Source organism: Streptomyces hyaluromycini (assembly GCF_002217755.1).
Lineage (GTDB): Bacteria > Actinomycetota > Actinomycetes > Streptomycetales > Streptomycetaceae > Streptomyces > Streptomyces hyaluromycini.
The window spans coordinates 131,358-145,203 of the sequence record NZ_BCFL01000022.1; the positions used below are offsets into that span (position 1 = coordinate 131,358).

Genomic DNA, 13,846 nt, shown 5'->3' on the forward strand with positions numbered 1-13,846 from the left:
TCATGACGATCGGTCAACTTCCCGACGCGCCCGTCCAGTCGGCCTGCACATGGCCGAGCCGGACGCGCTGCGGATGGTCGCCGACCGGGACCGAGGTCACCTTCTGGCCGGTGCCGAAGTCGATGGCCGTCACCTGGTCGGCGCCCGCCTCGGAGATGATGCAGTCCTTGCCGTCGCCGCTCACCGTCGCCCAGTACGGGGTGGACGCGGTGACGAGCGGGCCCTCCTGGAGGGTGGCCCGGTCGACGATGGTGGCGTAGTTGTCCATCGTTCCGGCGACGCACAGCTTGGTGCCGTCCGGCTTCATCGAGATGCCGTGGTGGCGCGAGTCGAGGAGCCAGGTGGTGCGGTCGGTGCTGGTCGCCGGGTTCGCCGGCAGCGTCTTCACCCGGGTGATCTTGTCGGTGGCGATGTCGTACTCCAGGAAGCCGTTGAAGAACGACACCTGGAAGTACATCTTGGACCAGTCGGGCGTGAAGGCCGCGGGCCGGACCGCGTCCGAGAAGTCCGTCAGGCCGATCGCGTCCAGCCGGTCCCGCATGTCGATGATCTTGACCTGCTTGTAGGTGGTGGCGTCCGCGACGGTGATGTGCCGGTCGCCCTTCGTCCAGTCCCAGACCGGATCGTCGAGCGAGGTGGTGACCTCGCCGATCGCCATGTTCCAGATGTACTTGCCGTCGGGGCTGAAGACGTTCTCGTGCGGCTTGTCCCCGGTGGCGAACTCGCCCAGTTCCTTACCGGTGTTGATGTCCAGCACCTGCACCTTGTTCGCGGTGGACGCCGAGACCGCGACCTTCGTGCCGTCGGGGGAGACGGCCATGTGGTCGGCGCGGTAACCGGCCACCGGGAAACGCCAGTTGATCGTGTCGGTGGCGAGGTCGATGGAGACGACGTCGGCGAAGCTCGGGCGGGAGACGACCACGGACTTCCCGTCCGGCGTGGAGTACATGTCGTCCACGTACTGGTCGTGCCCCTGGCCGACCTCGTTGCGGATCGACGTGTAGTAGATCCACTTGATGGGGTCGGCGTTGATCTCGGCGATCCGCTGGTCCTTGTCGGGGATGACGTTGATCTGGCCGACCTTGGCGAAGTCGCCGGTCGAGTTCAGGACGGTCGCGGTGCCGTCCCAGTTGTTGCCGACGAACAGCACCTCGCGCAGGGACGCGTCGGCCGCGGCGGTGGCGGCGGTCGCGGGTGCGGCGACGGTCAGGACGAGGGCGGCGGCCACGGAGCAAAGGTGCCTGGGTCTGAAAGCAGGCATGACTGCTCTCTCCTCTGAGGGGGGGGTGGGACGCGTCCGTGCGGTCACAGGGTCACGAAATCTGAACACGGGCGCGTTCAAAGTGAACTTACTGAAAAGTAAGGAGGGGGTGGCTGAGTCCACAAGAGGCGTACGCGAGAAAATTGGCCATCGGGCGGTCGACGGAGGGGGCAATCTTGGCGGGCAGGCTCAAGGCACCGACGGGTCGCTACGGCGGCCGGTCCGCCGAGGAACGCAAGGCCGAGCGGCGTCGGCGCTTCCTGGACGCGGCGCTTCAACTCTTCGGCGGCACACCGGGGTTTCGCGCCACCACCGTCGCCGCGCTGAGTCAGGCGGCGGGTCTGTCGACCCGTCAGTTCTACGAGGAGTTCCGCACGCTGGAGGACGTGCTCGCCGCGTTGCACCTGGAGGTCAACGGGTGGGCGGAGGCGGCGGTGGCGGCGGCGTTCGCGGAGGCGGAGCCGCTGCCGCTGGTCGAGCGGGTGACGGTGCTGTTCCGGGCCTACGCCCGGGACGTGACCTCGGATCCGCGCCGGATCCGCATCGCCTTCGTCGAGATCATCGGCGTCAGTCCCCGGCTGGAGGAGCAGCGGCTGGCGCGGCGGGCGCGGTGGGTGGAGCTGATATGCACCGAGGCGAACGCGGCGGCGGCGCGGGGGGATGCGGCGCCGCGGGACTACCGGCTGGCGGCGACGGCGTTCATCGGCAGTGTGAACGGGTTGCTGCACGACTGGAGCGCGGGGTGGGTGGACGCGAGTCTGGACGACGTCGTGGAGGAGTTGGTGCGGTTGTTGGTGGGGATCTTGCGGCCGGAGGGGTGGGTACCCAAGGGGTGAGCCGTGGGGGTCGTTTTGCGGCTGCGGGTGCGTTGTGGCTGGTCGCGCCCACGCGGCGGAGCCGCACATCGATACAGCCCCGCGCCCCTGACGGGGCGCCCCGGTCACCGGCATCTACTGGGCCAGGTCGGCTACCGCTGCGGCCACCGGGGTTACGCCGTCCTCATCTCTGATTCGCCTGCCCAACTCACCGGCCCGCTCCGCGAATCCCGGCTCGCGGGTCGCCCGCCGCAGTGCCCCGGCCAGCGCGTCGACGCTCAGCCCCCGCAACGGTACGGCAGCCGGAGCCACCCCCAACCCCACCAGTCGCGCCGCCCAGAACGCCTCGTCGAACTGGATCGGCAGGGGTACCGCCGGTACTCCGGCGCGCAGCCCCGCCGCCGTCGTGCCCGCGCCCGCGTGGTGGACCACTGCCGCCATCCGGGGGAACAGGGTCGAGTGCGGCATCTCGCCGATGGTCAGCATGTCGTCGCCGTCGGTGGTCAGGCCGCCCCAGCCGCTCTGGATCACCCCGCGCAGCCCGGCCTTCCGCAGCGCCGCCATGACCTGCCCGCTCAGCCGTCTCGCGTCGGGCACCGTGGCGCTGCCCAGCCCGACGAACACCGGCTTCGGCCCGGCGTCCAGGAACGCCCGTACGTCGTCGGGGAGCCGGGCCGCACCGTCGTACGGCCACCAGTAACCGCAGACCCCGAGGCCCGGGCGCCAGTCGCGGGGGCGGGGGACCACCTGGGGGCTGAAGCCGTGCTGGACGGGCCAGAGCCGGCGCTCCCTGGTCCGGCGGGCGGCGCCGGAGCGCTGCGGGGGCAGGGCCAGGCGGGTGCGCAGCGCGGGGACGGTGGATGCGAAGACCTGTTCCACGGCCAGGGTCACGCCGTGGCCGGCGATCCGGTTCCCGGTGGCGCCCCAGGTGCCGCCGCCGAGCACGGGAGGTGCGAACTCCCTTGTGGCGGCGAGTGGTTGGAGGTACACACCCATGCTCGGCAGCCGTAGCCCCTCCGCGATCGTGTGGCCGATCGGGGCCAGGGAGGCGGACAGCAGAAGTACGTCGCTGGCCTGTGCGGCCGCGAGCAGGTCGTCCGTCATCCGTCCGACCAGCCGGCGGGCCAGCTCCACCACCCGCAGCAGTTTGCCGACCCCGCCGGCGCTGCGATGCAGCCCGCGCCCCCGCGTGGACTCCAGCTCGGTCCGGGGATCGACCGGCAGGGGGTGGAAGCCGACTCCCGACCCCTCGACCAGTCCCGCGAAGCGGCCGTGTGTGACCAGGGTGACCTCGTGTCCGGCACGGCTCAGCCCGTACCCGAGTCCGGTGTAGGGGGCCACATCGCCCCGCGAGCCCGCCGTCATGATCGCTACGCGCACGACCAGCAGTATGGCGGCGGGCGCGTCCTCGTGGGGCGAACGACTCGAAGGGAAGGGCGACTTCACGTCTGTCACAGCCGTTGACTTCACCCTCCGGCGGCTCTACGGTCGGCCCGCGATGCGTTCGGAACACCGATCTGTGTTCGTGATTTCGAACGCGATCGAGCCGTACCCCCCGTGCACCCCCGTGGAGGAGCCGCATGTACCCCCCGCCCAGATCGACCGGCAGCGGTCTCGTACAACACCTGTGGGCCGCCGCCGTACGCGCCCTCGCCCTGGCCCTGACGGCCGCCGCCGCGCTTCTCTTCGCCACGCCGGGACCGGCTCAGGCGGCGACCGTCTCGCAGGTCTCGGTGCCCACCGCCCCGATGGGCTGGGCCTCCTGGAACAGCTTCGCGTCGAAGATCGACTACGACGTCATCAAGGCGCAGGTCGACGCGTTCGTCGCGGCCGGCCTCCCGGCCGCCGGATACAAGTACATCAACATCGACGAGGGCTGGTGGCAGGGCACCCGGGACAGTGCCGGCAACATCACCGTCGACACCAGTGAGTGGCCCGGCGGGATGAGCGCCATCGCCGACTACATCCACAGCAAGGGCCTGAAGGCCGGCATCTACACCGACGCGGGCGCGAACGGCTGCGGCTACTACTACCCGACCGGCCGCCCCGCCGCCGCCAACACCGGCAGCGAGGGGCACTACGCGCAGGACATGCTCCAGTTCTCGGAGTGGGGCTTCGACTTCGTGAAGGTCGACTGGTGCGGCGGCGACGCCGAGGGCCTGGACGCGGCGACCGCGTACAAGTCGATCAGCTCGGCCGTCGCCACGGCCGCCGCCACCACCGGCCGCCCGCTGACCCTGTCCATCTGCAACTGGGGCTACCAGAACACCTGGAACTGGGCGACGGGCCTCGCCCCCATGTGGCGGACCAGCACGGACATCTACTACTACGGCGGCACGGCGTCACAGTCGGCGGTGCTCTCCAACTTCGACCAGACCCTGCACCCGGCCGCCCAGCACACCGGCTACTACAACGACCCCGACATGCTCACCGTCGGCATGTCCGGCCTCACGGCGGCCCAGAACCGCACCCACATGGCCCTGTGGGCGATCTCCGGTGCCCCGCTGCTCGCCGGGAACGACCTCACCACGATGACCAGTGAGACGGCCGCGATCCTCAAGAACTCCGACGTCGTCGCCGTGGACCAGGACGCACGCGGCCTCCAGGGCGTCAAGGTCGCCGAGGACACCACCGGTCTCCAGGTCTACAGCAAGGTCCTCGCCGGCACCGGCAACCGTGCGGTCGTGCTGCTCAACCGCACCTCGTCCGCCGCGAACATCACCGCCCGCTGGTCCGACCTCGGCCTGACCAGCGCCTCCGCGACGGTCCGTGACCTGTGGGCGCAGTCGAACCTCGGCTCCTACGCCACGAGTTACACCGCCAGCGTCCCGGCCGGCGGCTCGGTGATGCTCAAGGTCAGCGGCGGTACGGAGGCGTCGAGCACCAGCTACAGCGCGACCTCCACCGGCAAGTACACCGGCGTCAGCGCCGCGAGCACCGGCCTGGACGTCGTAGACGTCGCCTACACCAACACCGGCTCGACCGCGGTCACCGGCACCCTCCAGGTCAACGGCCAGACCGCCACGACGGTCTCCTTCCCGCCGACCGGGTCCTCGCAGGGCACCGTGTCCGTGCAGGTCGACCTGAGCAAGGGGTCTGCCAACTCGCTCACCTTCAGCGGGAGTTCGCTTCCGGCGCTCGGCTCGATCGCGGTGAGCCCGATCCCCGGAGCCAACGGCACACTCGTCGTGGGCAAGGCCTCCAGCCGCTGCGCCGACGTCTACAACAACACCATCACCAACGGCACCCAGGCCGAGATCTGGGACTGCAACGGCGGCCAGAACCAGGCCTGGACGTACACCTCCCGCAAGGAGTTCGTGGTCTACGGCAACAAGTGCCTGGACGCGTACAACCAGGGCACGACCAACGGGACCAAGGTCGTGATCTGGGACTGCAACGGGCAGAACAACCAGAAGTGGAACGTCAACTCGGACGGGACGATCACGAACGTCAACGCCGGGTTGTGCCTGGACGCGTATGGCGCGGGCACGAGCAACGGGACTTCGCTGGTGCTGTGGGCCTGCAACGGCGGGACCAATCAGCAGTGGAGCCAGAGTTGAGTTGAGCAGGTAGTGCTTCGGGCGCGGGTGGACTGTGGCTGGTCGCGCACACGCGGCGGTAGCCGCAGATCAGACACAGCCCCGCGCCCCTGACGGGGCGCTCATGCCGCCAGCCCAAGTAGAGCCGTTGCCGTCAGCAGGGCGCAGGTCAGCAGGAAGCAGGCCAAGAGGCGTTGGCGCAGAGACTGGTACTGGTATCTGGTCTCGTACTCACGCCTCAGCTGCTCGCCACGTTTCGTCGTGCGCTGCCAGGACGCTCTGGCCAGGTCCAGGTATTCGGCCTCGAAATGTCTCTCAAGATCGGTCCGTTGGGTGTCCGTGAGCCAGCCGATACGGTCGGCCAGCCGAGCCGCCGCCCTTCGGCCCTCCTCCCTGGTCGCCGCCAGCAGCAGATGTCCCTCGATCTGGCTGACCAGCGCGCGTTCCTCCTCCCGCGCCGTCATCGGGCGCTCAACTCCCTCTCCGCCGAGTGGTGCAGGTCGAACGCCGGTGACTCGCTGCGGATCCGCGGCAGGGTGAGGAAGTTGTGGCGCGGGGGAGGGCACGACGTCGCCCACTCCAGGGAACGGCCGTAGCCCCACGGGTCGTCCGACTCGACCTTCTCTCCGTACCTGGCCGTCTTCCAGACGTTGTAGAAGAACGGGAGCAGTGACGAGCCCAGCAGGAACGAGAAGATCGTCGAGACCGTGTTGAGCGTGGTGAGGCCTTCTGCCGCCAGGTAGTCGGGGATCCGGCGCTGCATGCCTTCGGCGCCCAGCCAGTGCTGGACCAGGAACGTGCCGTGGAAGCCGGTGAACAGGGTCCAGAAGGTGATCTTGCCGAGGCGCTCGTCCAGCATCTTCCCGGTGAACTTGGGCCACCAGAAGTGGAATCCGGCGAACATCGCGAAGACGACCGTACCGAAGACCACGTAGTGGAAGTGGGCGACGACGAAGTACGAGTCGGAGACGTGGAAGTCGATCGGCGGGGACGCGAGCATCACGCCGGTCAGGCCGCCGAAGACGAAGGTCACCAGGAAGCCCGTGGTCCAGAGCATGGGCGTCTCGAAGGACAGCGAGCCCTGCCACATGGTGCCGATCCAGTTGAAGAACTTCACTCCCGTCGGGACGGCGATCAGGAAGGTCATGAAGGAGAAGAAGGGCAGGAGCACGCCTCCCGTGACGTACATGTGGTGGGCCCATACGGTCACCGACAGGCCGGCGATGGCGATGGTCGCCCCCACCAGGCCGAGGTAGCCGAACATCGGCTTGCGGGAGAAGACCGGGATGACCTCCGAGACGATGCCGAAGAACGGCAGCGCGATGATGTACACCTCGGGGTGGCCGAAGAACCAGAAGAGGTGTTGCCAGAGCAGTGCTCCCCCGTTGGCCGCGTCGAAGACGTGGGCGCCGAGTTTCCGGTCCGCCTCCAGCGCGAAGAGCGCGGCGGCGAGGACCGGGAAGGCCAGCAGGACCAGCAGCGCCGTCAGGAGAACGTTCCAGACGAAGATCGGCATCCGGGACATGGTCATGCCGGGCGCCCGCATGCAGATGATCGTGGTGATGAAGTTGACTGCACCGAGGATCGTGCCGAATCCGGACAGCGCCAGGCCCATGATCCACATGTCGGCGCCGATCCCCGGGGTGCGCACCGCGTCCGAGAGCGGGGCGTAGGCGAACCAGCCGAAGTCGGCGGCCCCCTGGGGGGTGAGAAAGCCGCCGACCGCGATGGTGGAGCCGAGCAGGTAGAGCCAGTAGGCCAGCATGTTCAGGCGCGGGAAGGCCACGTCAGGGGCGCCGATCTGGAGCGGCATGATCCAGTTCGCGAAGCCCGCGAACAGCGGCGTCGCGAACATCAGCAGCATGATCGTGCCGTGCATCGTGAACGCCTGGTTGAACTGCTCGTTCGACATGATCTGCAGGCCCGGGCGAGCCAGTTCGGCGCGCATGAACAGGGCCATCACCCCGCCGACGCAGAAGAACGAGAACGCCGTGACCAGGTACAGCGTTCCGATCGTCTTGTGATCCGTGGTCGTGAGCCACTTGAGGTTCCGCATGCCCCGTCTGTGTCCGGGCTGTGCACGCCGGTCACACTCGACGGATGCGACGAGCGTCACGCAGCAGGGTGTGACGATCGGGAAGGTGCCGGACAAGAACGGGACATGAGCAACGACGAGACCTTCGCCGCTGCCTATCGCGAGCACTACTGGGCGGTCAGCCGCTATGTCGCGCGGCGACTGGACGGGCGGACCGGCGAGGTGGAGGAAGTGGTGGCGGAGGTGTTCACGGTGGCCTGGCGCCGCCGCGCCGACCTGCCGGCGGCCCCGCTGCCCTGGCTGTACGGCGTGGCACGCAACTGCCTCGCCAACGCGGTACGCGGGTACGGGCGCCGGCGCAGACTGCTGGACCGGCTGGGCAACGACGACACCGCGCACGGACGGCACGTCGTGGCCAGCCCCGGCAGCGACCGGCCCGGCGCCTGGGTGCACGAGGCGCTCGCCCGGCTGTCCCCGGCCGACCAGGAGGTGCTGCGGCTGACCGCGTGGGAGGAACTCGGCGTCGACGAGGTCGCCGTCGTGCTGCGCTGCGGGAGCCGGGCGGCGGCGATGCGGCTGCACCGCGCCCGCCGCCGGCTCAGAGCCGAGATCGACCGACTGCGACCCCCCGCCGCCGGGGCCCTTCCCGAGGAACACCGCCATGGCTGACGAACTCGACCTGCTGCGCGCCGCCGACCCGGCCCCCGCCGACGGCCCCCACTTCGGCGACGGCCCCCTCGACCACACCGCAGAACGGCACCTCAACCGGTTGCTGCACAGCCCCCGTCCCGGGCGCCGGACCTGGTCACGACCGCGGCTGGTATGGGGGCTGACCGCGGCCGCCGTCGTGGTGGCCGTCGCGCTGACCGTCCTGCTCGGCGGCTCCGGCGGCGCCCCGGCCGTCGCCGCACCCCGGCCGCTGACCGTCCGCGCCCACTCCGCCGCCGTACCGCTCGCACAGGTCGCGAGACTGGCCGACGTGGCGGCGAGCGACGGGTCCCCGGCGCTGCGCCAGGGCACCCATGTGCAGTCCTGGAGCCTGGGCATGAGCGACGACAGGCCGCCCCTCACCCTGCCCGAGGAACGCGTGGTGCGCTGGCGGGCCGACGGCAGTCACACCGAGGTGGTGGTGGCGACCGACCCGAGTCACCCGGGCCGGCCCGTCCTCACCGACGAGGGGCTGGTCGAGGACGGCCGTGTGCTCAGCCGTCGGACCTTCCCGCCGATGTGGGGCGACGGGCCGCCGCTGTCGACACCCCCGCACGACCCGGCGAAGCTGCGCGCCTACCTGCTCGACCTCATCCACGGCGACACCCTCACCACCTCCGAACTCCTCGACGCCACCCAGGAGTTGCTGGACAACTGGACCCTCGGGGCGCGGGAGTCCGCCGCCCTGGCCGAGCTCCTCGCCGATGCGAAGGGGCTGCGGCCGGCCGGTCAGGTCACCGACCGGCTGGGGCGCACCGGGCAGGCGTACGTGTACGACGAGGGCGGCGCCGGCGGGCGGCGGATGCTGATCCTGGACCCGGCCACCGGTGTCGTACTCGGACTGGAGACCACGTTCGCGCGGGACGATCCGGAGTACGGGGTGCACGCCGGGGACGTCATGGACTACAGCGCCTGGATGCGCTGACCCTCAGGCCCCGAGCTGCCGGGCGGCCGCGTCGACGGTCTGCTCCAGCAGCACGGCGATGGTCATCGGGCCGACACCGCCCGGCACCGGCGTGATCAGCGAGGCCCGTTCGACGGCGGTGTCGAAGTCCACGTCACCGACGTTGCCCTCGTTGTAGCCGGCGTCGAGCACGACCGCGCCCGGCTTGAGGTCCTGGCCCCGGATCAGCCGGGGCCGGCCGACGGCGGCGACCACGATGTCGGCCTCGCGGACGACCGCCGAGAGGTCGCTGGTGCGGGAGTGGCAGTAGGTGACGGTGGCGTCGCGGGCCAGCAGGAGCATGCCGGCCGGCTTGCCCAGGATCGCGCTGCGGCCGACGACCACCGCGCGCTTCCCGGCCGGGTCGACGTCGTACGCGTCGAGCAGGCGCAGCATGCCGCCGGGCGTGCAGGAGACGAAGCCCGGCAGGCCGAAGCTCATCGTCGCGAACGACGCGAAGGTCACGCCGTCCACGTCCTTCTCCGGCGCGATCGCCTCGAACGCGGCCCGCTCGTCGATGTGTTCGCCGACCGGGTGCTGCAGCAGGATGCCGTGCACGGCCGGGTCGGTGGACAACTCCCGCAGTACGGCGACGAGTTCCCCGGTGGTCGTGGCGGCGGGCAGGGCCACGCGCCGGGAGGCGATGCCCGCCTTGCGGCTGCGGTTCTGCTTCATCCGGACGTAGGTGACGGAGGCGGGGTCCTCGCCGACCAGCACGGTCGCCAGACACGGTGTGACACCGGTCCGTGCGGTGAGCTCGGCGGCCTTCTTCGCGGTCTCCTCGACGATCCGGCGGGCGACGGCGGTTCCGTCCATGAGGCGGGCCTGGGGCATGCGGCACACTCCTGAGCTGGTTCGACCTTGATCGCCCAGGCGCACGGCATCGACAGTGCGGACCGCTCCCCGGTGGTGCTCCACCTCAGCGCCAGTCACGGCCCGCCCCCAGCGTAACCGAGCCGTCAGTGCTTCCTGCGGTGGTGCGGCGACCGCAGGACCGTCCACAGCAGCAGGGCGGACCCACGGCGACGCGGGCGGCGGGCGTGTCCCATTGCGGCCCGCGCCGAGAAGGTCCAGGTCAACCGGGAGCTGACCTGGACCCTCGCGGTCCTCCCGACTAGTCGTCCCATGCCTGGATCATGATCTGTTCGGCGATCTTGCCGTCGCGCAGCGTGATCATCGACTCGGCGAGCACCCGGACCCCGTCCTCGTACTCGCAGGACTCGGTGTATGCGGCCGTGTCGCCCTGGACGACGCAACGGTCCAGCTTGTGTGTCATGTCGCGGCTGTAGACGTCGTCCAGCAGCGCGGCGATGTCCTTGCGGCCGTGCAGGATCCTGGGGTGGCTGGGCTGGGTGTTGCGGTCGACGATGCGGATCTCCGCGTCGTCCGCGTAGAGCGCCAGAAGGGTGTTCCCGGTGTTCCCCTCTATGGCCCGGCGCAGCGTGTCGGTGTCGAACGTGGAACCGGTCGCGGTGCCCATGGTGACCTCCTGCGGGAGCCCGCGACCCGATGCGGAGCAGGCCGCGCGAGCCCCTCACAACGAGCCTCCTCCGCCCCGCTGGGCTCGGCAAGCGCAGGCCGCGCACTCCGCCTGACGGGTGAGGGGGACCGGCTGCCCGTGTCCGGCCGGGCGCCGGGGCCGTTGCTGAGGACATGATCCCAACACGACGTATCGTCGCCGCCGTCGGCCTCGCCGTCGGGGTCACCGGCCTCGCCGCGCCGCTGGCGAACGCCGCCGACGCGAGCGCGCAGCACCCCGGGAAGCTCACCGCGCTCGGCATGCTCGACTCCATCGCCCGCAGTGACATCCCGGCGCCGTACCAGGACGAGATCCCGAAGGCCTCGGAGCAGGTGCAGGGGCTGAACGGAGTCCAGAAACTGGGCGAACTGCACCAGGTCACCGACCTGGCCGCGCCCGTCATGGGACTGGTACCGGGCATCGAGTACTGACCCCCGCCCGCATCCCGAGGGCCGTCCCGGAACCGGGGCGGCCCTCCGCCGTACCCGGTCCCCGTACGTCGTGACCGATGCCCGAAACGCCGTGGTCGATGCCCGGCTCGCGGGTCTCAGTGCTCGGCGGCGAGGAACTGCGTCGCCGCCAGCTCCGCGTACAGCGGGTCCGCCGCCACCAGCTCGCGGTGCGTGCCCACTGCGCGGACCAGGCCCGCGTCCATGACGACGATCCGGTCCGCCATGGTCACCGTCGACAGCCGGTGCGCGACCACCAGCACCGTGGTCGACCGTGCCACATCGGCGACCGTGTCCCGCAGCGCCGCCTCGTTCACCGCGTCCAGCTGCGAGGTGGCCTCGTCCAGGAGCAGCAGCCGGGGCCGGCGCAGCAACGCCCTTGCGATCGCCACCCGTTGCCGCTCCCCGCCCGACAGCTTGGTCCCGCGATGCCCGACCAGTGTCTCCAGCCCCTGCGGCAGCTTGGCGACCAGAGTGTCGAGCCGGGTCGTCTTCACCACCCGCGCGACCGCGTCCTCGTCCGCCTCCGGATTGCCGAGGAGCAGGTTGTCCTTCAGTGACCCCGACAGCACCGGCGCGTCCTGCTCGACGTACCCGATGGCCGAACGCAGCAGCGGGAGTTCCCAGTCGGCGACCGGGCGGCCGTCCACGGCGATCGTGCCGGACTCGGGATCGTAGAACCGCTCGATCAGCGAGAACACGGTGGTCTTGCCGGCGCCGGACGGCCCGACGAAGGCCGTCATGCCCCGCGCGGGGACGTCGAAGCTGACTCCGTGGTGGACGTACGGCAGGTCGTCGGCGTAGCGGAAGCGTACGTCGGTGAAGGCGACCGAGGCCGGTTCGGCGCCGCCGGACGGCAACTCGGCGGGCAGGGACGCGGGTTCGGCGGGCAGCCGCAGCGCCTCCTGGATCCGGGCGAGCGCGCCGGCGCCGGTCTGGTACTGGGTGATCGCCCCGACGACCTGCTGGATCGGCTGCATCAGATAGAAGACGTAGAGCAGGAACGCCACCAGCGTGCCCACGCCGATCGCACCGGTCGCCACCCGGGCCCCGCCCACCGCGAGCACCGTGATGAACGCCAGCTGCATCGCGAGCCCCGCCGTGTTCCCGGCGGCCGCAGACCACTTGGCGGCCCGCACGCTCTGCCGCCAGGACTCCTCGGCGGCTTCGTGCAGGGCAAGCTCCTCGCGGTGCTCGGCGCCCGACGCCTTCACCGTGCGCAGCGCGCCCAGCACCCGTTCCAGCGAGGCTCCCATCACCCCGACCGCGTCCTGCGCCCGGCGGCTCGCCCGGTTGATGCGCGGCACGATCGTGCCGAGCACCGTGCCCGCCAGGGCGATCACGACGAGGGTGACGGCAAGGAGCACGGGATCGACCACGCCCATCATCACCACGGTGGCGACCAGGGTGAGTCCGCCGGTGCCGAGCGCGACCAGCGAGTCCGTGGTGACCTCGCGCAGCAGGGTGGTGTCCGAGGTGATCCGCGCCATCAGGTCACCGGGTTCGGTGCGGTCCACGGCGGAGATCCGCAGCCTAAGCAGATACGACGACAGGGTGCGCCGTGCCCCGAGCACCACCGACTCGGCGGTGCGCCTGAGGACGTACGAACCCAGCGCGCCCACCGCGGCGTTGCCGACCACCAGACCCGCCATCGCGAGCAACTTGACGGTGATGGAACGGTCGTGGGACAGATCGTCGATCAACCCCCGGGCCACCAGCGGCAGCAGCAGCCCGGTCGCGCCCGTCACCAGCGAGAGCGCCGCGCCCGCCAGCAGGGCCCAGCGGTGCGGCCGTACATAGGAGAGGAGCAGCCGGAACACGGGCTCTTTCGGCTGTCCGGTCGGAACTGCGTCTGCGACGGTCACGGTGCTCCTCGTCCGGGCGGTGGGCGGCGCCCTCCGACGCACCCAGGCTACGACGGCCGCTCCCGGTACCGGCGTGCGGTCAGTCGGCGGCGGAACCCAGGGCCGCGAGGGTCGCGTCGAGGTCCGTCGCGCGGGGCCGGTTGTGCGGCAGCCTCGCCAGCAGCGCGGCCATCCCGCAGGTGTCGGTGAGCGCCGAGAACACCAGGCCGCCCGCGACCCCCGCCGACAGCAGCAGCCAGGCCGGGTGCAGTTGGCCGAGGGCCAGCCCGGCGAGGACGGCCGTCCCGGCGGTGAGCCGCACCTGGCGCTCCATGGCCCATGCCGTACGGGACGCGCCCGCTGGGCGGTGGAGTTCCTGACCACGCCCGGCCCAGCCGCGGGTGCCGCCGGTGAGGGTGGCCGCCGGGATGCCGTGCCCGGCGAGGACCGCCCGGGCGTTCTCGGCTCGGGCGCCGGAGGCGCAGACGAGGAGCAGTTCGCCGCGCGCCGCGCGGAGCGTGGGCAGCGCCCGGTCCAGGCTGTCCAGCGGGATGTTGTGGGCACCGGGCAGGTGGCCGGAGGCGAACTCGCCGGGGGTGCGGACGTCGACGACGGTGAGTTCCGGGAGGCGGGCGAGGGCGTGCTCGGGGTCGAGCGTCGGGTGCGAGGGTGTCGTGGGCATGGGGGTGCGATCCTTCCTGGGGGCCTTCTGGAGGCTCTCTGGGGGTTTTCC

Annotated in this window: 13 protein-coding genes and 1 riboswitch; of the genes, 5 read left to right on the forward strand and 8 right to left on the reverse strand. The window is 70.8% G+C overall.

The genetic code is table 11. The features are described 5' to 3' along the window. Window positions 1-13 precede the first annotated feature (13 nt). On the reverse strand, window positions 14-1,261 hold the full coding sequence (locus SSP29_RS27395) for a YncE family protein (protein ID WP_089103480.1): 1,248 nt from the start codon (window positions 1,259-1,261) through the stop codon (window positions 14-16). 176 nt (window positions 1,262-1,437) lie between these two features. Here SSP29_RS27395 and SSP29_RS27400 point away from each other — a divergent pair, with 176 nt between their 5' ends. Beyond that, window positions 1,438-2,097, forward strand: coding sequence for a TetR/AcrR family transcriptional regulator (locus SSP29_RS27400; protein WP_089103778.1), 660 nt, complete (start codon window positions 1,438-1,440; stop codon window positions 2,095-2,097). 114 nt (window positions 2,098-2,211) lie between these two features. Here the strand turns inward: SSP29_RS27400 and SSP29_RS27405 are convergent, their stop codons facing one another. Beyond that, entirely contained in the window at window positions 2,212-3,441 is a 1,230-nt protein-coding gene (locus tag SSP29_RS27405; RefSeq protein WP_089103779.1) for a glycosyltransferase, read from the reverse strand. A gap of 215 nt (window positions 3,442-3,656) precedes the next feature. Between SSP29_RS27405 and SSP29_RS27410 the strand changes: the two genes are divergently transcribed. Continuing rightward, window positions 3,657-5,636: an RICIN domain-containing protein gene (locus SSP29_RS27410; protein WP_089103481.1), complete on the forward strand. Its 1,980-nt coding sequence runs from the start codon at window positions 3,657-3,659 to the stop codon at window positions 5,634-5,636. 101 nt (window positions 5,637-5,737) lie between these two features. Here SSP29_RS27410 and SSP29_RS27415 read toward each other — a convergent pair whose 3' ends face one another. Both SSP29_RS27415 and ctaD read right to left on the reverse strand, forming a co-directional pair. Next, window positions 5,738-6,079, reverse strand: a complete 342-nt coding sequence (locus SSP29_RS27415; protein ID WP_089103482.1) for a hypothetical protein — start codon at window positions 6,077-6,079, stop codon at window positions 5,738-5,740. Continuing rightward, a complete protein-coding gene (ctaD, locus tag SSP29_RS27420) occupies window positions 6,076-7,671 on the reverse strand; it encodes an aa3-type cytochrome oxidase subunit I (RefSeq protein ID WP_089103483.1) in 1,596 nt (531 codons plus the stop codon). Before ctaD ends, SSP29_RS27415 begins: the two co-directional genes overlap by 4 nt. A 105-nt stretch (window positions 7,672-7,776) precedes the next feature. On the opposite strand from ctaD, the gene SSP29_RS27425 reads away from it, so the two are divergent. Together SSP29_RS27425 and SSP29_RS27430 are read left to right on the forward strand one after the other, a co-directional pair. Then, window positions 7,777-8,319, forward strand: a complete 543-nt coding sequence (locus SSP29_RS27425) for an RNA polymerase sigma factor (protein ID WP_089103484.1) — start codon at window positions 7,777-7,779, stop codon at window positions 8,317-8,319. Beyond that, window positions 8,312-9,283: a CU044_5270 family protein gene (locus SSP29_RS27430; protein WP_089103485.1), complete on the forward strand. Its 972-nt coding sequence runs from the start codon at window positions 8,312-8,314 to the stop codon at window positions 9,281-9,283. Before SSP29_RS27425 ends, SSP29_RS27430 begins: the two co-directional genes overlap by 8 nt. 3 nt (window positions 9,284-9,286) lie before the next feature. Here SSP29_RS27430 and SSP29_RS27435 read toward each other — a convergent pair whose 3' ends face one another. Beyond that, a complete protein-coding gene (locus SSP29_RS27435; RefSeq protein WP_089103486.1) occupies window positions 9,287-10,135 on the reverse strand; it encodes a bifunctional 5,10-methylenetetrahydrofolate dehydrogenase/5,10-methenyltetrahydrofolate cyclohydrolase in 849 nt (282 codons plus the stop codon). A 26-nt stretch (window positions 10,136-10,161) separates the two neighbouring features. After that, a riboswitch (ZMP/ZTP riboswitch) is annotated at window positions 10,162-10,244 on the reverse strand. Between the two features lie 171 nt (window positions 10,245-10,415). Beyond that, window positions 10,416-10,781 (reverse strand): nuclear transport factor 2 family protein, encoded by a 366-nt coding sequence (locus SSP29_RS27440; protein WP_089103487.1) that lies wholly within the window; start codon window positions 10,779-10,781, stop codon window positions 10,416-10,418. A 173-nt stretch (window positions 10,782-10,954) separates the two neighbouring features. On the opposite strand from SSP29_RS27440, the gene SSP29_RS27445 reads away from it, so the two are divergent. Next, window positions 10,955-11,251: a hypothetical protein gene (locus SSP29_RS27445; protein ID WP_089103488.1), complete on the forward strand. Its 297-nt coding sequence runs from the start codon at window positions 10,955-10,957 to the stop codon at window positions 11,249-11,251. Window positions 11,252-11,367: 116 nt separating this feature from the next. Here SSP29_RS27445 and SSP29_RS27450 read toward each other — a convergent pair whose 3' ends face one another. Continuing rightward, complete coding sequence (locus SSP29_RS27450) at window positions 11,368-13,134, reverse strand: ABC transporter ATP-binding protein (protein WP_174856013.1); 1,767 nt, start codon at window positions 13,132-13,134, stop codon at window positions 11,368-11,370. A 79-nt stretch (window positions 13,135-13,213) separates the two neighbouring features. Beyond that, the gene (locus tag SSP29_RS27455) at window positions 13,214-13,795 is read right to left on the reverse strand and encodes a rhodanese-like domain-containing protein (RefSeq protein ID WP_089103490.1); all 582 of its coding nucleotides are present in this window, start codon (window positions 13,793-13,795) and stop codon (window positions 13,214-13,216) included. Window positions 13,796-13,846 lie beyond the last annotated feature (51 nt).